This is a genomic window from Bradyrhizobium sp. HKCCYLRH2060, assembly GCF_051168135.1.
In the GTDB taxonomy this organism is placed as follows: domain Bacteria; phylum Pseudomonadota; class Alphaproteobacteria; order Rhizobiales; family Xanthobacteraceae; genus Bradyrhizobium.
In genome coordinates this window covers 497,052-517,329 of sequence record NZ_JBNPUK010000003.1, presented here as the reverse complement: position 1 = coordinate 517,329, position 20,278 = coordinate 497,052, and the positions used below count along the sequence as shown (strand labels likewise).

The 20,278-nt window shown below is 65.7% G+C and carries 18 protein-coding genes; 6 read left to right on the top strand and 12 right to left on the bottom strand.

Annotated elements, in window-relative coordinates; translation table 11 throughout:
* The first annotated feature begins 28 nt into the window (after positions 1-28).
* On the top strand, positions 29-403 hold the full coding sequence (locus ACQR10_RS10065) for a winged helix-turn-helix transcriptional regulator (protein WP_315804303.1): 375 nt from the start codon (positions 29-31) through the stop codon (positions 401-403).
* Between the two features lie 16 nt (positions 404-419).
* Here ACQR10_RS10065 and ACQR10_RS10060 read toward each other — a convergent pair whose 3' ends face one another.
* The gene (locus tag ACQR10_RS10060; RefSeq protein ID WP_316180422.1) at positions 420-833 is read right to left on the bottom strand and encodes a flagellar assembly protein FliX; all 414 of its coding nucleotides are present in this window, start codon (positions 831-833) and stop codon (positions 420-422) included.
* Between the two features lie 271 nt (positions 834-1,104).
* Here ACQR10_RS10060 and ACQR10_RS10055 point away from each other — a divergent pair, with 271 nt between their 5' ends.
* The 4 genes from ACQR10_RS10055 to ACQR10_RS10040 all read left to right on the top strand — a co-directional run bounded on the left by ACQR10_RS10055 (position 1,105) and on the right by ACQR10_RS10040 (position 3,756).
* Positions 1,105-2,229: a flagellar basal body P-ring protein FlgI gene (locus tag ACQR10_RS10055; RefSeq protein ID WP_315738786.1), complete on the top strand. Its 1,125-nt coding sequence runs from the start codon at positions 1,105-1,107 to the stop codon at positions 2,227-2,229.
* Entirely contained in the window at positions 2,229-2,615 is a 387-nt protein-coding gene (gene flgJ / locus ACQR10_RS10050; RefSeq protein WP_316180420.1) for a flagellar assembly peptidoglycan hydrolase FlgJ, read from the top strand. Before ACQR10_RS10055 ends, flgJ begins: the two co-directional genes overlap by 1 nt.
* Positions 2,616-2,671: 56 nt before the next feature.
* Positions 2,672-3,157: a hypothetical protein gene (locus ACQR10_RS10045; RefSeq protein ID WP_316180418.1), complete on the top strand. Its 486-nt coding sequence runs from the start codon at positions 2,672-2,674 to the stop codon at positions 3,155-3,157.
* 212 nt (positions 3,158-3,369) lie between these two features.
* Entirely contained in the window at positions 3,370-3,756 is a 387-nt protein-coding gene (locus ACQR10_RS10040; RefSeq protein WP_316180416.1) for a hypothetical protein, read from the top strand.
* Positions 3,757-3,847: 91 nt separating this feature from the next.
* Here ACQR10_RS10040 and ACQR10_RS10035 read toward each other — a convergent pair whose 3' ends face one another.
* The 4 genes from ACQR10_RS10035 to ACQR10_RS10020 form a co-directional block, all read right to left on the bottom strand.
* Complete coding sequence (locus ACQR10_RS10035) at positions 3,848-4,138, bottom strand: hypothetical protein (protein ID WP_316218151.1); 291 nt, start codon at positions 4,136-4,138, stop codon at positions 3,848-3,850.
* A 96-nt stretch (positions 4,139-4,234) separates the two neighbouring features.
* Positions 4,235-4,600, bottom strand: a complete 366-nt coding sequence (gene flaF / locus ACQR10_RS10030; RefSeq protein WP_315715999.1) for a flagellar biosynthesis regulator FlaF — start codon at positions 4,598-4,600, stop codon at positions 4,235-4,237.
* A 371-nt stretch (positions 4,601-4,971) separates the two neighbouring features.
* A complete protein-coding gene (locus ACQR10_RS10025; RefSeq protein ID WP_316218152.1) occupies positions 4,972-6,543 on the bottom strand; it encodes a flagellin in 1,572 nt (523 codons plus the stop codon).
* A gap of 231 nt (positions 6,544-6,774) precedes the next feature.
* On the bottom strand, positions 6,775-8,319 hold the full coding sequence (locus tag ACQR10_RS10020) for a flagellin (protein WP_434848762.1): 1,545 nt from the start codon (positions 8,317-8,319) through the stop codon (positions 6,775-6,777).
* A 388-nt stretch (positions 8,320-8,707) separates the two neighbouring features.
* Between ACQR10_RS10020 and flbT the strand changes: the two genes are divergently transcribed.
* A complete protein-coding gene (gene flbT, locus ACQR10_RS10015) occupies positions 8,708-9,133 on the top strand; it encodes a flagellar biosynthesis repressor FlbT (RefSeq protein ID WP_315715996.1) in 426 nt (141 codons plus the stop codon).
* A gap of 178 nt (positions 9,134-9,311) precedes the next feature.
* Here flbT and ACQR10_RS10010 read toward each other — a convergent pair whose 3' ends face one another.
* From ACQR10_RS10010 to flgK, 7 genes are all read right to left on the bottom strand, one after another.
* Positions 9,312-10,859 carry a flagellin gene (locus ACQR10_RS10010; RefSeq protein WP_316216857.1) on the bottom strand — a complete coding sequence of 516 codons (1,548 nt, stop codon included), beginning with the start codon at positions 10,857-10,859 and terminating at the stop codon, positions 9,312-9,314.
* A gap of 346 nt (positions 10,860-11,205) precedes the next feature.
* The gene (locus tag ACQR10_RS10005) at positions 11,206-12,642 is read right to left on the bottom strand and encodes a pyridoxal phosphate-dependent decarboxylase family protein (protein ID WP_316216884.1); all 1,437 of its coding nucleotides are present in this window, start codon (positions 12,640-12,642) and stop codon (positions 11,206-11,208) included.
* Positions 12,643-12,710: 68 nt separating this feature from the next.
* Entirely contained in the window at positions 12,711-13,901 is a 1,191-nt protein-coding gene (locus ACQR10_RS10000) for an ATP-grasp domain-containing protein (RefSeq protein ID WP_315804351.1), read from the bottom strand.
* A gap of 52 nt (positions 13,902-13,953) precedes the next feature.
* A complete protein-coding gene (locus ACQR10_RS09995; protein ID WP_316216858.1) occupies positions 13,954-15,582 on the bottom strand; it encodes a hypothetical protein in 1,629 nt (542 codons plus the stop codon).
* An 11-nt stretch (positions 15,583-15,593) separates the two neighbouring features.
* Positions 15,594-16,400 carry a hypothetical protein gene (locus tag ACQR10_RS09990; RefSeq protein WP_316216859.1) on the bottom strand — a complete coding sequence of 269 codons (807 nt, stop codon included), beginning with the start codon at positions 16,398-16,400 and terminating at the stop codon, positions 15,594-15,596.
* Between the two features lie 93 nt (positions 16,401-16,493).
* Positions 16,494-18,365, bottom strand: a complete 1,872-nt coding sequence (locus tag ACQR10_RS09985) for a flagellar protein (protein WP_316216860.1) — start codon at positions 18,363-18,365, stop codon at positions 16,494-16,496.
* Positions 18,366-18,380: 15 nt separating this feature from the next.
* Complete coding sequence (gene flgK / locus ACQR10_RS09980) at positions 18,381-20,243, bottom strand: flagellar hook-associated protein FlgK (protein WP_315804316.1); 1,863 nt, start codon at positions 20,241-20,243, stop codon at positions 18,381-18,383.
* Positions 20,244-20,278 lie beyond the last annotated feature (35 nt).

The following is a 20,278-nucleotide window of genomic DNA, read 5'->3' as shown; positions in this document are numbered from 1 at the left end:
AGATCACCTGGTCACGCCGGAGTAACCGATGAGAGCCGCGAACGTCTACGCCGCCGACTGCCCGACCCGCCAGATCCTGGATCGCGTCGGCGACAAATGGGCCGTGCTGATCCTGATCCTGCTGCGCAACGAACCGTTGCGCTTCAATCAGTTGCGGCGGACGATCGAAGGCATTTCGCAGAAGATGCTGTCCCAGGTTCTGAAGAGCCTGGAGCGCGACGGCCTGGTGCGGCGGCGCGCGATCGCGACCGTTCCGGTCACGGTCGAATATTCGATCACGCCGCTCGGGCTGACGCTCGCCGCTGCGGTCGATCCGCTGCGCGACTGGGCCGAGCGCCATCTCAAGGAGGTCACCGCGGCGCAGCGCCGCTACGACGCGCAGCAGCCGTCGAAGGCGGCTTGAGCGCGCGCGATGCGTCTCAGCCCCGCCCGGCCTTGGCGAGCTCGACCTCGACGCGCAGCTCGATCTCGGAGAGGATCGCATCCAGTCCCGGGTCGCCCGAGGTCTGCTTCAGGTCGGCCGCGGCATCGCGCAGCCGCAGCGCCATCGCGGTGTCGAGCCTGCCGGACAGCAGCGACAGCTTGAGATCATCGAGCACGTCGAGCGCGCGCTTGCCGCGCTGGACCGAGCGCTTGCGGCGCTCCGCCGGCTCCTCCTCGATGCCCTGCAGCGCCAGCAGCGCATCGATGTTCGCAGTCTGCTTCGGCGCGAGCGTCGCGCGCGTGTCCTGCGTGGTGCCGGCATCAGGCAGCCTGAAGCCGCCGGACGAGGTCTTCCGCGTCGCGCTCGTCGACGAGCCCAGCGTCGTGCCTTTCGGTCCGTAGATGCGCATCGATGGCTCCCGCAAGCTTCCGCCTCTCGACGGGGAGATTGGCTCCGTCGTGGTTAACGGTGCGTAAACGGCCCGGCAAATTCTGCCGGGGCGGCAGCTTCGTTCCCCCGGCGCACCCCGGGATCGCAACAAGGCTCGCGATTGATTTCACACTCTTTCAATGAGTTAGCCCGGAGCATCGCCCTGGCACGGCGCTCGCATAGTTGAACGTCGATCATGCGGTCATGGGAGTGGCCGAGTGATCACTTGAAGAGTTCGAGGGGAGCATAGGATGCGACGCGTCCGAACTACGCGCCTGTTTCAGGTCGCCTGCGCCGCCGTGCTGGCGCTGGCATCTACCGTCATGTCTGCGAATGCGACCTCGCGGATCAAGGATCTCGCCAATATCGAGGGCGTGCGCCAGAACCAGCTGATCGGCTACGGCCTCGTGGTCGGCCTCAACGGCACCGGCGATACGCTGAACAACATCCCGTTCACCAAGCAGTCGCTGCAGGCGATGCTCGAGCGCATGGGTGTCAACATCCGCGGCGCCACCATCCGCACCGGCAACGTCGCCGCAGTCATGGTCACCGGAAACCTGCCGCCATTCGCCACGCAAGGCACGCGCATGGACGTGACGGTCTCCGCGCTCGGCGACGCCAAGAACCTGCAGGGCGGCACCCTGCTCGTCACCCCGCTGCTCGGCGCCGACGGCAACGTCTATGCGGTGGCGCAGGGCTCGCTCGCGATCTCCGGCTTCCAGGCCGAGGGCGAGGCCGCCAAGATCGTGCGCGGCGTGCCGACCGTCGGCCGCATCGCCAACGGCGCCATCATCGAGCGTGAGATCGAGTTTGCGCTGAACCGGCTGCCGAACGTACGGCTTGCCCTGCGCAACGCCGACTTCACCACCGCCAAGCGCATCGCCGCCGCGATCAACGATTTCCTCGGCGTCAAGACCGCCGAGCCGATCGACCCGTCGACGGTGCAACTGAGCGTCCCGGCGGAGTTCAAGGGCAACGTCGTCGCCTTCCTGACCGAGATCGAGCAGTTGCAGGTCGATCCTGACCTTGCCGCCAAGATCGTCATCGACGAGCGCTCCGGCATCATCGTGATGGGCCGCGACGTGCGCGTGGCGACCGTCGCGGTGGCGCAGGGCAACCTCACCGTCACGATCTCCGAAAGTCCGCAGGTCAGCCAGCCCAACCCGCTGTCCCGCGGCCGCACCGTGGTCACGCCGCGCACCAGCGTCGGCGTCACCGAGGAAGGCAAGAAGTTCGCGGTCGTCAAGGACGGCGTGTCCTTGCAGCAGCTGGTCGACGGCCTCAACGGCCTGGGCATCGGTCCCCGCGACCTGATCAGCATCCTCCAGGCCATCAAGGCGGCCGGCGCGATCGAAGCCGACATCGAGGTGATGTGATGGCGACGTCCTTCATCGACTCCTATCATGGCCGCGTCGCCCTTAGCATGCCGACGGCGGCGGCGGTCACCGCGCCGCGCACCGATCTCGATCTCGCCGAGGCGCTGACCAAGGTCTCGCCCAAGGCGCAGGCCAGGGCCAAGGCGACGGCGACCGACTTCGAAGCGATGTTCCTCAACAGCATGTTCTCGCAGATGACCAGCGGCGTGAAGGGCGAAGGTCCGTTCGGCGACACGCCGGGCACGGGCGTCTGGCGCTCGATGCTGACGGAGCAATATTCCAAGAACTTCGCCAAGGCCGGCGGCGTCGGCATCTCAAACGACGTCTTCCGCACTCTCATCCTGCAACAGGCCGGCAGCAGCTCCGGCGCCAACGGCAAAGCGTAGATGTTCGCGTGACAAGCGCGTGGGCGGCAAACGCTCGCGCCGAAGGGAGTTATGAAATGACCGCACAGGGCCAGGCGAAGAAGACGACCTACACCGCCGCCACCAGCGCCGCCGAGGCACGCGCGCTCGCCGACGAGATGGTGAGCGTCATGAGCGAGCTGATCGCCGTCATCGAGCAGGAGACCGAGCTGGTCCGCGCCGGCAAGCTGCGCGAAGGCATGGCGTTCGGCCCGAGGAAGACCGAGCTGTCCCGTCACTACGTCACGGCCGTCGGTCGTCTGAAGGCGAGCCAGAATTTCATGAAGCAGACCGCGCCGGAGCTGCTCGCCACCCTGCACCGTCACCACGACACCTTCCGCGCCATGCTGCAGGTGAACCTGACCGTGCTGGCCACTGCGCACGCGATCTCGGAAAAGATCGTGCGCGGCGTCAATGCCGAGGTTCAGCGCAAGAACATCCCCAGCACCTATACCGCCGGCGGCCGCCGCGCCGCCCCGGGGGCGCGGCACCTCACCCCGCTCGCCGTCAGCCGGACGCTCTGAGCCTCACCGCCAGACCCCCATCTGCATCGCAGCGCCGCGCCGCCTCACGGGCCGCGCGGCCATCGCCGCTTAACGCTCGGATAAGCTTAAAAGGCCCGGGCGAATCACAACGCGCCGTTCATCCTATTTCCTAACATAACGTTGATTGGTCATCGGCATAGTTGCAAGCGGGATGGGTTGGGAATTGACTCGATGGCCATGAGGAGGCTGCCATGAGTTCCGATTTCAGCGTAAGACCGGTAGGGACGCCAGCGTCCGTTCCGATAATTCCACCGTCGAGCCAGGCGGTGGTGAGCGCTGTTCCAACGGACCTTCCTCCCAGCCAGACCGTGACCGCGGCCGAGCCCGGCGCCCCCGTGCGCAACGACATCCCGGTCAACATCGCGAACGATCTGTCGGTGTCGCGCCAGGCCTATTACGATCGCGCCGCTGCCGCTCTGGTGTTCCAGGTGGTCAACCGCAAGACCGACCAGGTCGTGACCCAATATCCAGATGAGGCCGTGCTGCGCCGCCGGGCCTACTTCAACACGCTCGATCTGCAGAAGGATCTGCAGAAGGCGGACGTGCCGCGCGTCGTGGCGACCGATCGCACAGCCTGAGCCCCCCGCGGGATCGAGCCGCTTCATTCCGCCGCCTGCACGCCGCCCCACCGGGCGGCGTTGCCGTATCGAGCGGCGCAGCTCTGGCGGATCAACTGCTCCGTATCGCGTAGGCGGTGTCGAGATAGGTCTGGCCCGAGGCGGCGTCGGTGACCACGTTCTTGATCTGGGCCTTGCCGTTGCCGGTCAGCGTGAACTTCGTATCGCCGATCCTGAACGCATTGTGCTTGATCAGCACGTCCTGATACTTGTTCACGCCGTCGCGCTGGTAGCGAAGCTTGGCGTGAAAGCCCTCGACGTTGGCGATCGAGACCGTGAACGACGTCCCGTTGGCATATCTTCCGCGCCAGCCGCCCTGATGGAGCGTCTGATCGACGGCCACGTATCTGCTGTTGCTTCGCGCCGTATTGAACAGGTTCGACTTGTCGGACGCAGAGGGGATGCTGCGATGACGCGCCTCCCGCCCCTGCCCCTGTGGTCAGCTCCGCCCGGACAATCCCGCGGCGATGTGGCAGTTGATGTCGATCAGCGACTTGAGCTTCGCCGGATCCGGGTCCATCTGCATCTCGATCGTCTGCTTCATCACGAACACGCCGATGTTTGCGATGTTCTGGCGGATGTCGAGCGGATTCGGATTGTCGTCCGCCTCCATCGCGCTCATGAAGATCGTCCACAGGCGACGATTGAAGAGCAGAGCCTTGTACATGTTGCGATCGGGGCCATTCCAATTGGCCTGGACTTCCTGCAGCTGCCGTGCCGCCTTCAACAGAGCCTGAGCTTCGATCTCCCGTGGTGATGCCGTCGTCTGCGACGTGCGGGCATAGGCTTGAGCGGCATATGACATCAACTACTCCGGACTGACGCAGGGACACGACCAAACTGCCCAGGTTTTGTACTTTGCGTGCCTTTAAAATATGGTTAGCGGCCGTTAGCGGAATTTGTTTCGTAGCGTCACGGAGCACCGCAAATCGCTTTGTTTGGTGCACCTCTTAATTTCTTGCGAACCGACTTATTCAAAATGTCCGGACGAAGATCGCGTGTTGTTCATCCCGCCCTGGCGGCTTGAACTACACGAACAATGGCGTTCTCACCGAGCTCATCCACTGTCCCCGGCGTTGACCTGAGACCAGCGCCGGCACGCGCGGCATGGCCCAACGCAGAAGCGGCGGGCATGGCCCGCCGCTTCGATGAGATACTATTCCAGCGCGTTCGCGCTCAGCGCAGGAGCTGCAGCACGCTCGCCTGCGACTGGTTGGCCAGCGCGAGCGCGGAGACCGCGATCGACTGGCGGGTCGACAGCGCCTGGCTGTTGGCCGCTTCCTCGTTGGTGTCGGCCAAGGTCAGGTTCGACGAACCGGTCTGCAGCACGTTGATCAGGTTCTTGTTGAAGTCCTGACGGACCTGCACGATCGACAGGTTCGAACCGAGCGACGACGCCTCGGAGCGGATCGCCGTCGATGCGCTGTTCAACGTCGACAGCACCTTGTTGGCCGAGTTGCTGTCGAGGAAGTCGGTGCCGACCACCAGCGCCGACAGGCCGAGACCGGTGCTGTTGAAGGTCACGCCGGTGATGTTCAGCGTGGACCGTCCGGTCTCGTTGAACACCAGCTTGAGCGTATCGCCGTTGAGCAAATTGATGCCGTTGAACGAGGCGTCCTGCGCCGTGGTGTCGATCTGCGCCAGCACGTTGTTGTACTGGGCGATCAATCCGGCGCGTGTGGTCTGCGAGTTGGTGTCGGCCACCGGCGTGGATGCGGTCACACCATTGAAGGCCTGGCTTGCCGCCGTGGAGGAGCCGGCCACCGCGCCGATCGTCGACGACGCCGATTCGTTGGTCGTCAGGATCGTGAGCTGGCCGTTCGTGCTGAGGCTTGCCTGCAGATTGTTCGCCGCAAGCGCGGTGTTGAGCTGCGCCAGAGTCGATATCTGCGAGGCGCCGGTGCCGAACGTTATGTTCGTGGCGACACCGCCTCCTGTCGAGGCTATGGTCAGTGTCTGTCCTGACAATGCAGGCGGATTGCGCGTCGTGGTTGCGGCCGTCAATCCGAGCTTGGCCAGGGCCGTGCCCGAGACTGTCAGATCCTGCGCCGTGCCTGTCGCGAGAGTTATCTGGCCGCCGCTCACAGTGGACGGCGTCGCAGTCGCACCGGTCACGGAGTCGATGGCTGCAAGAAGGTTGCTGACGGTGTCGCCGACGCCGATATTGGTGCCGGCCGAGACCGAACCGGCCACGAAGGTGAACACCACGCCGTTGACCACGAGCGTGTCGCCGGTCGTGACGCTGCTCGCCAGGTCGTTCGAGGTGGAGCTCGCCGTGCCGGACAGCCTGGTGGAGCCGGTGATCGCGACCGCCGCGCTGGTGTTGTCGTTGTTGACCACGGAGCCGGTCACGAACTTGTTCGAGGAGCTGCCGAGCAGGTTGTTGGCCGTCGCCCCCGGAATGACCGCGGAGGTCACGCTCGACTTGGTCGTGTAGCCCGTGGGAGCCTGGAGCACCTGACTTGCGATCGACTTGGCGCTGTCGACCAGCTTCTGCAGCGAGGTGAGACCGGTATTCGCAGCCTGGAGAACCTGGACACCGTTACCGATGCTGTCGAGCAGGTTCGCAATGTCGCTCGCGCGGTTGTTGAGCGATTGCGCGGTGAAGAATTCGGTGGGGTTGTCGAGCGCCGTGTTGACCTTGTTGCCGGTGGCCAGGTTGTTTTGAGTGGTGGCCAGCAGCGATGCGGTGTTTTGCAGCGCCAGCAGGTTTTGGCGAACCGAAGCCGAGAGAACGATACCGGACATGTGTGTGAAACCTTCCTAGTTATTCACCAGGAGGTTCTAGTCCATCCACTTTTAAAACATGGTTAATGGCGCTTTAAATTTCTTGCTTAACGACTGGTTGCGATCCCTCAGCTCCACTCCCGTCCGGTTCCAGACCAGTATTGATACGGATCGGGCGGCCGAACCAGGCGAAAAAAAGCGGCGGGGTTGCCCCCGCCGCCTTGGTTTTCGAGAGATGCCGATGCTTGCGGATCAGCGCAGCAGCTGCAGCACGCTCGCCTGCGACTGGTTGGCGAGCGACAGCGCGGACACCGCGATCGACTGGCGGGTCGACAGCGCCTGGCTGTTGGCCGCTTCCTCGTTGGTGTCGGCCAAGGTCAGGTTCGACGAGCCGGTCTGCAGCACGTTGATCAGGTTCTTGTTGAAGTCCTGACGGATCTGCACGACCGACAGGTTCGAACCCAGCGTCGAGGCTTCCGACCGCAGCGTCGAACTCGCCGAGTTCAGCAGGGTGATCACCTTGTTCGCCGAGTTGTTGTCGAGGAAGTCGGTGCCCGAGGTGAGGTTCGACAGGCCGAGACCGCCGGTGTTGAAGGTCACGCCGGTGATCGAGAGCGTCGACTTGCCGTTCTCGTTGAAGGTCAGCTTCAGCGTGTCGCCGTTCAGCAGGTTGACACCGTTGAACGAGGCGTCGGCCGCGGTCGTGTTGATCTGCGCCAGCACGTTGTTGTACTGCGAGACCAGGCTCGCGCGCTGCGTCTGCGCGGTCGCATCGGCCACCGGAGCCGCCGCCGTCAGGCCGTTGAAGGACTGGCTGGAGGCCGCCGCCGTACCACCGATCGCGCCGATCGTGGCCGAAGCCGCGTCGTTGGTCGTCGTGATCGAGATCTTGCCGGTCGTATCGATCGAGGCCTGCAGGTTGTTGGCCGCGAGCTTGGCGTTGAGATCGTTCAGCGACTTGACCTGCCCTGTCCCGAGGCCGAACGTGACACTCGTCGCCGTGCCACCTCCTGTGGCGCCGATCGTCAAGGTCTGTCCCGACAATCCGTCGCCGACGGCAGTCAGCCCGAGCTTGGCCAAGGTGCCGGTGCTGCCCGAGAGCGTCAGTCCGGACGCCGGCGGCGTCAGGGTGATCGCACCCGCAGTGATCGACGCGGTAACGCCGGTCTGGGTCTGGATCGCCGACAGCAGGTTGCTGACGCTGTCGCCGATGCCGATGTTGGTGCCGGTCGAGGACGTGCCGGTGACGAAGGTGAAGGTGGTGCCGTTGACGACCAGCGTCTCACCCGAGGTGATGCCGGTGGACAGATCGTTCGACGAGCTGCCCGACGTACCCGACAGCTTGGTCGAGCCGGTGATCGCCGCCGGGGTCGTGTTGTCGTTCTGCACGACCGAGCCGGTCACTGCCGTCGAGCTGGAGCCCAGCAGGTCGGTCGCGGTCGCGCCGGTCAGAGCCGCCGAGGTGACGCTGGACTTGGTGGAGTAACCCACGGAACTCTGCAGCACCTGGTTGGCGATCGACTTGGCGCTGTCGACGAGCTTCTGCAGCGAGGTGATGCCGGTGTTGGCGGCCTGCAGCACCTGCACGCCGTTGCCGATGCCATCGAGCAGATTGGAGATGTCGGAAGCGCGGTTGTCGAGACCCTGGGCGGTGAAGAAGTTGGTCGGATTGTCGAGGGCCGAGTTGACCTTCTTGCCCGTGGAGAGGTTGTTCTGGGTGGTGGCGAGGAGCTGAGCCGTCGACTGAAGCGAGAGCAGATTCTGACGCACCGACGCCGAGAGAACAATACCTGACATTTTCATACCCTTCTGGTGTGAAACAAACTGCCCGATCCATTCAGGATCGAGGCGAAGCCCGCGGGTGACTGCACCACCGGGCGACGTGCGTTAAGGTAAATGCGAGCGGCTAACAAACAGTGAAGTCACGACCGCTCGCGTTGCCCCACGCGCCGCACCGGCACGGCCGCGCCGAGGTGATTCGCCGCGGATCACATTGAAAACACCGCATATTCGCCGCCCGCGCCCGGCCGTTTACCGTCCGTTAACCATGATCGGAAAGGATTGCTGCGCGCCGACCGATCGAGCGCGCAGACTCCCCGCGCGATTGAGACTGGCAGCTGGACCGGTCATCGGCCTCGACGCAGCAGGTTCGGCGCCACGCCGATTGCGGCAACGGAGAATGAGAATGGCCCTGAAAGTCGAACTGAAGCCGCATGAGCGCATCATCATCGGCTCCTGCGTGATCACCAATACCGACCAGCGCGCGCGCCTCCTGATCGATGGCGAGAACATTCCGATCCTGCGCGAAAAGGACATCCTGACGCCGGAGACGGCCGACACGCCGGCCAAGCTCGTCTATCTTGCGGTCCAGCTGATGTACATCTCGCCGGGGGCAGATGCGGATCACGGCACCTATTTCAACCTGCTGCGCGACATCATCACGACGGTGCCGAGCGCCTGGCCGATCATCGAGGCGATCAACGGCCATATCCTGAACGGCGATCTCTATCAGGCCCTGAAGGAAGCCAAGAAGCTCGTCGCCTACGAGAAGAAGCTGATCGAGCAGGCTGAAGCCGAACAGCAGGACAAGCCGGTGAGCTCGGCGGCCTGAGCTTTCGCGTCCTCCCATCGGAAGGCCCGGCTCGCCAGTCGCGAGGCCGGGCCTTCCGAATTTTTGCGCGGTCGCCAGGCTCCGCCGCCAGCAACGTCGGACCTCTCCATGTCGTCCGATGAAAAAGCGGCGGGGTTTCCCCCGCCGCCCTGGTCGTCGAGATGCGATGCCTTTCGGATCAGCGCAGCAGCTGCAGCACGCTCGCCTGCGACTGGTTGGCGAGCGACAGCGCGGACACCGCGATCGACTGGCGGGTCGACAGCGCCTGGCTGTTGGCCGCTTCCTCGTTGGTGTCGGCCAAGGTCAGGTTCGACGAGCCGGTCTGCAGCACGTTGATCAGGTTCTTGTTGAAGTCCTGACGAACCTGCACGACCGACAGGTTCGAACCCAGCGTCGAGGCCTCGTTGCGCAGCGTCGAGCTCGCCGTGGTGAGCACGCCGATGACCTTGTTCGCCGAGTTGTTGTCGAGGAAGTCGGTGCCCGAGGTCAACGTCGAGAGGCCGAGGCCCGCGGAGTTGAAGGTCACGCCGGTGATCGACAGCGTGGACTTGCCGTTCTCGTTGAAGGTCAGCTTCAGCGTGTCGCCGTTCAGCAGGTTGACACCGTTGAACGACGCATCGCTCGCGGTCGTGTTGATCTGCGCCAGCACGTTGTTGTACTGCGAGACCAGGCTCGCGCGCTGCGTCTGCGCGGTCACATCGGCCACCGGAGCCGCCGCCGTCAGCCCGTTGAAGGACTGGCTGGAAGCCGCCGCCGTACCGCCGATCGCGCCGATCGTGGCGGACGCCGCGTCGTTGGTCGTGGTGAGGGTGATCTTGCCGGTCGACGAATCGATCGAGGCCTGCAGGTTGTTGGCTGCGAGCTTGGCGTTGAGATCGTTCAGCGACTTGACCTGCCCTGTCCCCAGGCCGAACGTGATGCTGGTCGCCGTGCCACCTCCTGTGGCGCCGACCGTCAAGGTCTGTCCCGACAATCCGTCGCCGACGGCAGTCAGCCCGAGCTTGGCCAAGGTGCCGCTGCTGCCCGAGAGCGTCAATCCCGCCGCCGGCGGCGTCAGGGTGATCGCACCCGCGGTGATCGACGCCGTCACGCCGGTCTGGGTCTGGATCGCCGACAGCAGGTTGCTGACGCTGTCGCCGATGCCGATGTTGGTGCCGGTCGAGGACGTGCCGGTGATGAAGGTGAAGGTGGTGCCGTTGACGACCAGCGTCTCACCCGACGTGATGCCGGTGGAGAGGTCGTTCGACGAGGTGCCCGACGTACCCGACAGCTTGGTCGAGCCGGTGATCGCCGCCGGAGTCGTATTGTCGTTCTGGACGACCGAACCGGTCACAGCGGTCGAGCTGGAGCCGAGCAGGTCGGTGGCGGTCGCACCGGTCAGGGCCGCCGAGGTCACGTTCGACTTGGTGGAATAGCCCACCGCGCTCTGCAGCACCTGGTTGGCGATCGACTTGGCACTGTCGACGAGCTTCTGCAGCGAGGTGATGCCGGTGTTGGCGGCCTGCAGCACCTGCACGCCGTTGCCGATGCCGTCGAGCAGATTGGAGATGTCGGAAGCGCGGTTGTCGAGACCCTGGGCGGTGAAGAAGTTGGTCGGATTGTCGAGCGCCGAGTTGACCTTCTTGCCCGTGGAGAGATTGTTCTGGGTGGTGGCGAGGAGCTGAGCTGTCGACTGAAGCGATAGCAGATTCTGGCGCACCGACGCCGAGAGGACGATACCTGACATTTTCATACCCTTCTGGTGTGAAATAAGCCCCGATCCCTTCGAGATCAGGGTGAAGCCCAGGTCGACTTGAGCGACCCGGACGACGGGCGTCACGGTGAATGGCAGTGGCTAACAAACGCTGAAGAGTTGTGGGGCGCAGCCGCCTCAATCAGCAGAACAGGCGCATCGGCGCGGCTCATTGCCGCGTCATCACGCAGGAACGCCCCTTGAAAAGGCTCATTGATTCAACAACCGCACCCGTCATTCACAACGCGTCAACCACCTTTGGAAAGGTTTCGACACGCGCGGCTACATTCCGTCGGCGGTCGTCATCGACCAGCGGACGACGCCTAGATGCGGTTTGCGATCAGAGCGCCAGCGGCGGAGCTTCGATCTCGATCAACGGCGTGAGACCGGCCGCGCGCTGGCGGCCGAACATGAGGACCGCCGCAATCAGCCGGTCGATGTCGCTCGTCCCGGTGCGATGATTGACGATCGCGGCACGGATCGCCAGCCGTCCGTCGAGCATCGTGGTCGACGGTGCGGCGAGGCCGGATTCGTGGATGTCGGCGACGATCTCGCCGTTGAGCGCATCGGCATCGTCTGCGCGATAGCGGAAGCAGACGATGTTGAGATTGACCGGCGCCAGCAGCTCGAGCTCGGGCTCGGCGCGCACCCGCGACTCCAGATGGCGCGCGAGCTTGCAGCTTCGCGCGATCACGGCACCGAGCGCGTCCGTGCCGAACGTTCTCAGCGTGAACCAGGTCTTCAGCGCCCGGAAGCCGCGCGACAGATCAGGACCGAGATCGCAGGGCCATTCGGCGCCCGCCGCGAGACCGCGGGTTTCCCGGCGCAGATAGGCGGCCGGCGAGGCGAAGGCGTCACGATGCTTGGTGCCATCGCGCACCAGCAGGAAGCCCGCATCGTAGGGCACCTGCCCCCATTTGTGAAAATCCAGCGCAATCGAATCCGCCAGCTCGATGCCGGCGAGCTTCGGTGCGAGCTCCGCTGACAGCATCGCGAGCGCACCGAAGGCGCCGTCGACGTGAAACCAGAGCCCCTCGGCACGGCAGAGCTCGGCAATATCAGCGAGGTCGTCGATGGCGCCGATATCGACGGTGCCAGCGGAGGCGACGACGAGAAACGGATGCAGGCCCGCGGCGCGATCGCGCGCGATCGCGGTCCGCAGCTCGCCGACGTCGACGCGATGTGCGGCATCCACCGCGATGCAGCCGAGCGCGTCGCTGCCCAGTCCGCAGATGTCCATCGCCTTGGCGATGCAGCCATGCGCCGCCTTCGACGTGTAGGCGCGCAAGCGCCGCCCCTCCTCACCGAGACCCGCCGAGCGAACCGACGCGCCGAGCGCGGCGCGGCGCGCCACCAGCACCGCCATCAGGTTCGCCATCGAGGTGCCGGTGACGAAGATGCCGCTGGCGCATACCGGAAAGCCGAACAACTGGCGCGTCCAGTCGACGACCTGCCGCTCGATCTCGATCGGCGCATGGTCGCGGCCGCCGAGATTGGCGTTCAGTCCGGCAGCCAGCATCTCGGCAAGCATGCCGACCACGGTGCCGCCGCCGTGCACCCAGCCCATGAATCCGGGATGCACGTTGCCGGTCGCGTAGGGAACGACGAGCTCGCTGAAATCGCGATAGACCTCGGCGAGATCGGTCGGCGCGTGCGGCAGCGCGCTGCGGAAGCTCCGCCGTGTCGCCGGCGACATCGGCTGCCACACCGGCCGGTCGCGGATATCGGCGACATAGTCGATCATGTCGTCGAGCATGCGATGACCGAGCGCGCGCATCTGGTCCCAATGTTGCGGATCGAGCGTCTCCGCCGTCCGCGACGCGGGATCGATGCGCAGCCCGGCGGTCACGCCGCCTGCTCCGCCCGCGACGCGGCGCGCTTCTCGATCATGGCCGCGAAGGCCGCGAAGATCTTCTGCATCTGCGGCGGCTTGTAGGGGAAGATCTCCGGCGAATCCATGTTGTGGACGACGGCCGTATTGTCGGCCTCGAACACCAGCAGCGCGCCGTCCCTGGTCTCGGCGCAATCGATGATGAAATAGTCGAGGCCGACGCGCGCGGCGATCGCATCGAGCACGCTGCGATGACGGCGGCCGAAGCCGATGTCGAAGGTCTGCATGAAGGTCGCCTCTTCGAGGCGCTTGCTCTCGCTGCCGGCCATGTTGGCGTTGAGGTACCAGATGTCCCAGCGCCGCGCGATCGCCATGTGGCAGGCGTAGGCCGTGCCGTCGACGAACACGATGCGGTACTTGCGGAACTGGCCGTCCTCGCTGGCATAGTCGACGAAGCGCGAGACGAAGAACTCCTGCTCGTCGCGCTCGTCGAGATAGAGCGACAGCTCGAGCGGCTCGTCGATCTTCTCGAGGCCGACGCCGGCATGCGAGCCGCGCGGCCGCACGATGACCGGGAAGGCGAGCGAGTGGTCGACGTCGGTGATCCATTCGCGCTCGTCGGCGATCTCGATCAGGCGCTCGCGGTCGACGGGGATGGTCGCCGGAATGGTGAGTCCGTCGATGCAGGCCAGCAGCGCATGCAGCTTGTCGCGGTCGAGATGCCAGATCCGCTCCGGCGGATTGAGCAGCGGACGCGGCCAGCGCGCCGCGACAGCATCGATCTCGCGCAGCGCGTGCTGGCAATCCTCGGAATCGGAGGCGATGACGATGGCGACGTCATGGGCCGGCAGCGGTGCCAGCAGGTTCGCGCCTGGAACGACGTAGAGCAGCAGCAGCTCGAAGTCGGTATCCTCGAGCAGGAACTCGATCGGCGTGTTGCTGCCCATGTCGGTGGCCGCAGCGAGCGCGAGCACGCGCAGGCGCGGCGTCTCGCTCTTGCAGCGCACGCGATAGAGCTGCTGCGACTGCAGCACGTCGTGCTGGATTGCAAGCCCGGACGATTTCTCGCCGATGAGCTGCGCGATCAGCGCCAGGTCGAGCCCCTCGCCCGGCTCCGCGCGGCCGTCGAGCAGCTTGGCGAGCAAGGCGGCCCACAACGGTTTCAGGTCCTGGCCGTCGAAGGCGGCCTTGGCGAGCTTGGCCATGCCGACCCGGTCGGCACATCCTGCGCCGGTGGCGTCGGCCAGCGCGAGCAAATCAGTCGGCATTGCAGATGTCCCTGAGATCCTGGCTGCTCAGATCCGATACGAGCAGCTCTGTTTTGGCAACGATGTCGGCGACGCGGTCGATGTCGGATTCGAGATTGACCCGGGCGGCGGTGACGTCGTCACACCATGCGTCCGTCACCTGGCGCGCCCCGATGCACAGCCGCAGCGCGGCCGTCGGCGCCTCGCCCGCGCGTTCGATCCGCACCGGCTGGCCGATCAGGCACTGGCGCGCGGCAACCTCGGCCGCTCGCCCGGTGAAGCGGCTGCCGAGATCGCGCTGCAGCGCGCGATATACCGCCTGCGTCTCACCGAGGCCGAGCGGGCCGCCGTCACGCTGGAGCGCGAACGGGAAGATGGTGGGAAAGCCGAACTCGCCATCGCTCGCATCCGGCGCAGGCGCGCGGGCGGCGATCGAACGCAGCGCCGGCGACAGCATCAGCAGGCTTTCGATGGACTCGCCGAGCTGCCGGATCGCCATCCGGCGGAACGGCTCGGGCACGGCGTGATATGCGGCGATCTCCGCCAGCGCGGCTTCCCAGCGCAGCCATTGGCCGATATTGGCGCGCGGCGCCGTGCGCGCGCGCAGATCCGTCCAGGCGAGCGGCCAATCGCTGCGATTGACATAGTCGAACAGGCCGGGCGCGATCGGATGTCCGCAGCGCAGCGCAGCCGCTGCGGCCGCGGGCACCAGCAGGGCGCCGCTGAAGGCGGGTCCGCCAAAGAACTTCGCGCCCGTGACGAGCACCAGATGGCCGCGATCGAGATGGGCGCGCAGCCGCGCCGTGCCGAGCCGCATCTGGCAGGCATCGACGACGACCTGCACGCGCCCCGGCCAGCGCCGCGCCACCTCGTCCAGGCAGGCCATGTCCGGCGCGCGCCAGCCGAGCTTGGAGGACTCCATGACCTGCAGCAGGACGCTACGGCCCTTCCGCGCCAGCGCCTCGACGCTGTCGAGCACCTCGGCATCGATATCGCCGCGCGGCTGCATCGATGCGCCGTCGAGCAGCGGCAGCGACACGGCGTCGCCCGAGAGCCCCTCGATCGGCGTGTTCGTCCGCACCGCCAGGCCGTTCGCCGTCCGCGTGCTGAAATGGTGTCCCCGGGCGCTCGCGGCAGTGCCGCTTCCGGTCTGGTCGCTGCCGACGACGATGCTCGTGACGCTCTCGCCGAGCATCGCCCGCACCAGCGCCAGCGCATGCAGTTGCGAGTCGGTGCCGGACGGCGAGAACACGATGTCGATGTCGTCGGCAAGGCCGAGATGTCCGCGCAGTTCGCAGCGCATCTCCTCGGTGCGCCGGTCGAGCGCGGCGTCGAGGCCGAGCGAGATCGCCGCATGCATCAGTTGCTCGCGCGCCAGCTCGACGCGCGCATAGGCGCGTTCCGAAATCGGCGACGCCGTGCTCGATGCGAAGCACAGCACATCGGGTTCGGGCGACGGCCCGCAGCCATAGACGTTGCGGCCCCAGGGGCGATCGAGCGCCAGGCGGGCGTCGCCGCCATCGATCAGGAGATCGCCGAGCAGGGCAAACAGATCACGCAGTCCGGCCGCGACGCCCTGCTCGCGCCGGTCGATGCGGGATGGCTGGGAGATCTGCGACCGGGTTGCCGCCGGGGTCATGGTACGGATCGTCAGGCTGCGTCAGCCGCAGCAGCGGTCGGAACCGCCACCGCCGAGGCGAATTGCGAGGCGACATTGCCATGGAAGACGGACGGACCGACGTGATCGAGCCGGCTGTCGAGATCGGCCCAGATCTCGCCGCCGAGATCGGTCCATCGCCTGCAGAACGCGAAATCCTCGCTGAGATAGGTGCCGGTCGCCGGATCGATCATGCATTCGAACAGCGCGAAGCGGTTCCGGCTGCCGGCCAGCGCATCCTGCGAATGCTCGCGGAAGAACTGCAGCGGCGCGTAGGCCGGATGCGCGATCATCGCCTCGATGACGCGGCGGCGGATCATCAGGAAGCCGGTGCCGGCATAGCGCACGCGGGTAAAGCCGTTGACCACCGCGACGTGGTCCGGATTGTCAATCTCCAGCACGTAGTCGAGCGACGCCGCCGGCACGTCCATCCGGTTGTCGTTGATGGCGCGGCGCGCCTTGCTCCAGTTGACCTTCTTGACCGGATAGACACCGGCGACCATGTCGCCGCCGGACTCGATCAGCCGGAAGACCTGCCTGGGCGTAAAGCCGATGTCGGCATCGACGAACAGCAGATGGGTTGCTGTGGGATCATTGAGGAACAGGGTGACGAGATTGGCCCTCGCCCGGGTGATCAGCGCATCACCGTCGCGCATGTGGACGGTGAGGCCGACGTTGGAGGTGGCGCGCAACTCGCGCTGCAGGGCGAAGATCGAGCTCGCATAGATGCTCGACACCTGGCCGCCGAAGCATGGTGTCGCGACCACCAGATGAATGCGCTCGTCGGTTCCGTCACTCACGTTCCGCCTCCAGACAAAGAGGCTCTCGCCCCAGATCTGAACAAAAGCTAAAGAGACGTGGTTAACGAAAACCTAACCGCCGTCCCCGGGGCGCTACAGATATTTCACCAGCGTCAACTGGGCGAGCATCGCCGTCGTCTGGTAGGACGCCTGGAGGTTGGTCTGGAGCTGCAGGATCTGGCTCGCCACCTCCTGCTGCGAGATGCCCTCGGTCTGGTCGACCATGGCCTGCATTGCCGCCTTGGCCTGGGTCTGGCGCGCCGTGGCGTCCTTCATCGTGGTCTGGGCGTTGGCAAACTCGGTCTGGATGTCCGAGATCGCCTGCTGGCCGAGCTGCGGCGTCAGGTTGGCGGCGATGCGCTGGCTGAGCGCGCCGATCTGCTGCGGGGCATTCGCACCCGCCGGCGGCGTGTTGACGGCGGCATAGACCGCGGTCTGCTGCACGAGGTTGCGGATCGCATACTCGTTGCCCTGGGCGCCGAACTGAATGCTCTGCGCCGTGTCGATCCGGATGGTCGCGCTCGACCGCGCCGAGCCGGGACCGCTGTTGCCGGTGTACCAGGCGACGGTGTTGGCCGAACCGTTGACGAGGCTGGTCGCCGACCCCAGCGGCGAGCCGGAGACGCGCAACGGCGGCGTCGGCGCCGTCACGGTGCCGGAGAAGCCGAGCGCCCCGAACGCACCCGCGTTCGAGCTCGACACCGAGAAGCTGGCGGCGGCGTCGGTGCGCAAGGTGATCACGCCGCCGCTGACCGTCGACGGCGTCGACGTGCCGCTGAGCGTATCGATCTTCGACAGCAGCGTCTGCACGCTGTCGCCGACATTGATCTGGTTGTTGCCGTTGGCGCCGGAGGCGACGAAGGTCAGCGTCTGTCCGTTGACGGTGATGGTGTCGCCGGTTGCAAAGCTGGTCGCGATCGAGTCGGAGCCCGCACCGCCCGACAGCAGCGTCGCTCCGGTGATCGGAGCCGGCGTTGCGAGCTTGTTGTTGACTACGGTGCCCGACACGGAGCTCGCCGTGTTGAAGAAGTTGTCACCGGCGACGACCGCCGAGGCGGCGGTCAGCGAGGTGTTGGCCAGCGTCGACAGCGCCGTGTTGAGCGCCGCGTTGAGATTGGCGGAGGTGGCCGCGGGCGTGGCACCGATGGCGAACGTATTGGTCGGCGCCGGCGTCGTGGTGGACGCCGTCAGCTTGATCGATTCCGAGGTGCCGTCGGGCAGCTTGAAGGTGAAGCTGATCTGGTCGCCCGCATTCGGATTGCCGGCGGTGAGATCGACCGAGATGCCCGCGGGCGAGCCGGACGGTCCGGTCACCGTGGCGTTGGTCAGCGACGACGTCACCCCGCTCAGCTTGAAGCCGAACGGCGAGCCGGCGACGTCCTCCGCCAGCGTGATCGGCATGGTGGCCGACGCCGACAGGTTGAGACGCCCGAGACCGTTGAGCCCGAGATCCGCCTGCTGCCGCTCGGCGATGACCTGCTTGAGCCCGGCCTGCGTTGTGGTGCCGTTCAGGATGTCGTCGGCCGATGCGATCGCCGGCCGGTCGGTGGCGCTGCCGGAGAAGATGTAGCGGTCGCCGACCTGCGTGTTGAGGATGCCGGTGATCGCCGACAGGTTGGACAGCGCCGTCAATTGTCCCGTGGTCTGGCCAGTGCTGGTCAGGTTCTGTGGTGTCGCCGAGGCGCCACTCTGGACCTGGTCATGAATCTTGGACAGCGATTGCAGCGAGGTATTGACCGCGCCGATCACGGTATTGACGTGGGTCATCGTCAGCGTGAACGCCGAGATGTTCGACAGCTGCGCCCGCGCCGCGATCGCGAACCCCTCGTCGGGCCCCATGCCGGCGTAGTTGTTCGCCTTGACGCCGCTCGAGAGCTGCGTGGAAAGGTCCGCGAGCTGGCTCGTGATGTTCCGCACGGACAGGCCGAGCAGAGAGCTTCCGTAATTGACACTGCTGATCGTCATCTTACACGCGCCTCACTAAAACGCCTGGAGCAGGCTCTGCATCATGCTTTGCACGACCGACATGATATGGGCGTTTGCCGCATAGGTGTTCTGGACCTGGATCAGGTTGGACATCTCGCTGTCCATGTTGACCCCCGCGGTGCCCTGGAACTTCTCCTTCAGCGTGCTGACCACGACGGCCTGGCCCTGGCTGAGCTGGGTCGCCAACGTCGACGCACTGCCCTGCTGGCTGACGAATTGCTGCAGATAGCCGGACACCGTGCCCTGGAACGGCTGCGCCGCCGAGCCGAGGCCGGTGGTCGGCGAGTAGCTGAAGGTCGCCGAGGTGAGCTGCGCGAACAGGAAGTCCGGCCGCGTCGAGTCGCCGGCCGCCGTCTGCGGCGAGGTCGAATAGGTCGACAGCTTGGTCGGATCGTTGAGCAGCGCCGGGTTGACGTTGAGCCGCCCGGCGAGCCCCGTCATCTGCGAGCCGGTCGAGGTGATCGCGCCGGTGTAGAGCGCGCCGCCGTCGGTGAACACCGGGAGCTGCGCATTGCCGCTGGCAAGCGTCTGCGTTGTGGTGGTGGCCGAGGCCGCCTTGACGGTCGCCTGGCTGCTGCCGTCGTCGGTGATCCGCAGCGTGCTGCCGGAGGGATTGGAGAACTGCAGATGCGCCGACCCGAGCGCGCTGTTGAGCTGCGAGACCACCGAGGCCATGCCGAGCGAGAAGTCGACGCCGACATAGGACGGGTTGGCTCCGGTCGCATTCTGCAGCGGCAGCGCAGCGGGATCGTTGACGTTGACGACCTTGATCTGACGCTGGACGTTGCTCGAGTCCGTGTAGGTCAGGTTGATGGTGTTGCCCGCCAGCAGTCCGGTGGTCGAGACGTCGAAGCCCGCCGGCGGCCCAGCCACCGCGGTGCCCGCCGTGGTCTTGTCGGACAGTGCCGAAGCCATCGTCGCCGCGAGCTGGTCGACCTGGGTCTGGGCCTGCACCAGGGTCTGGTCGCGCAGCTTGAGGTCGGCTGCGATCTGGCCCGAGTTCAGCAGATTGTTCGACACGACGTCGAGCGACACGCCGTTCGACAGCTTGATGTTGAGCTGGCCGACGCCGGTCTTGGTCGGATCGCTGTTGTAGAGCGAGGTGGCGTCGAGCGTCCCCGGCGAGGAGAAGGTGAACTCCGAGCTGAGGCCCGCGCCGACCAGCTGGATGCCCGAATTGGTGAATATGCTCGTGCCGTTGGTCGGGTCGGACACGACGCGGATATCGACATATTTGGCGAGCGTGTTGATCGCGTTGTCGCGCTGGTCCTGCAGGGTCGCCGCCAGCGGGTCGGAGCTGTCGAGGCCCTGCAGCTGCGTGTTGAGCGTCGCAATCTGCTTGATCGCCGCGTTGGCCTGCGTGACCGAATTGCCGATGTCCTGCTCGACATTGCTGCGCAGGGTCTGGATGCCCTTGGTGGTCGCGTTGAGCTGCAGCGCCACGCCCTGCGCCGCCGACAGCGCCACCGACTGCGCCGACTGGTTGCTCGGATTGTTCGACAGCGACTGCAGCGCCGTGGTGAAATTGTTCAGCGCCGTCTCGAGCGTGCCGCTGCCGCCGGGCGTACCGTACACGGTCTGCAGCTGGCTCAGGATGTTGGCCATCTGATTGGCGTAAGTCCCGCCCGAGGTCTCGGTGCGGAGCTGGTTCTGGACGAACAGATCGAGCTGACGGTTGACGCCGGTCGTCGTCACCGTCGAGCCGAAGCCGCCGCTGGCGACCTCGATCTGGTTCGGGTTCTGCGCGACGTAGCCGGGGGTGTTCGCGTTGGCGACGTTCGACGAGATGATCGAGAGCGCGGCCTGCGTCGAACGCAGGCCGGACATCGCGGTGGCGAGGGCAGAACTCAAACCCATGTGCGGTAGCCTTATGTCAATTCAACTGCCACGTC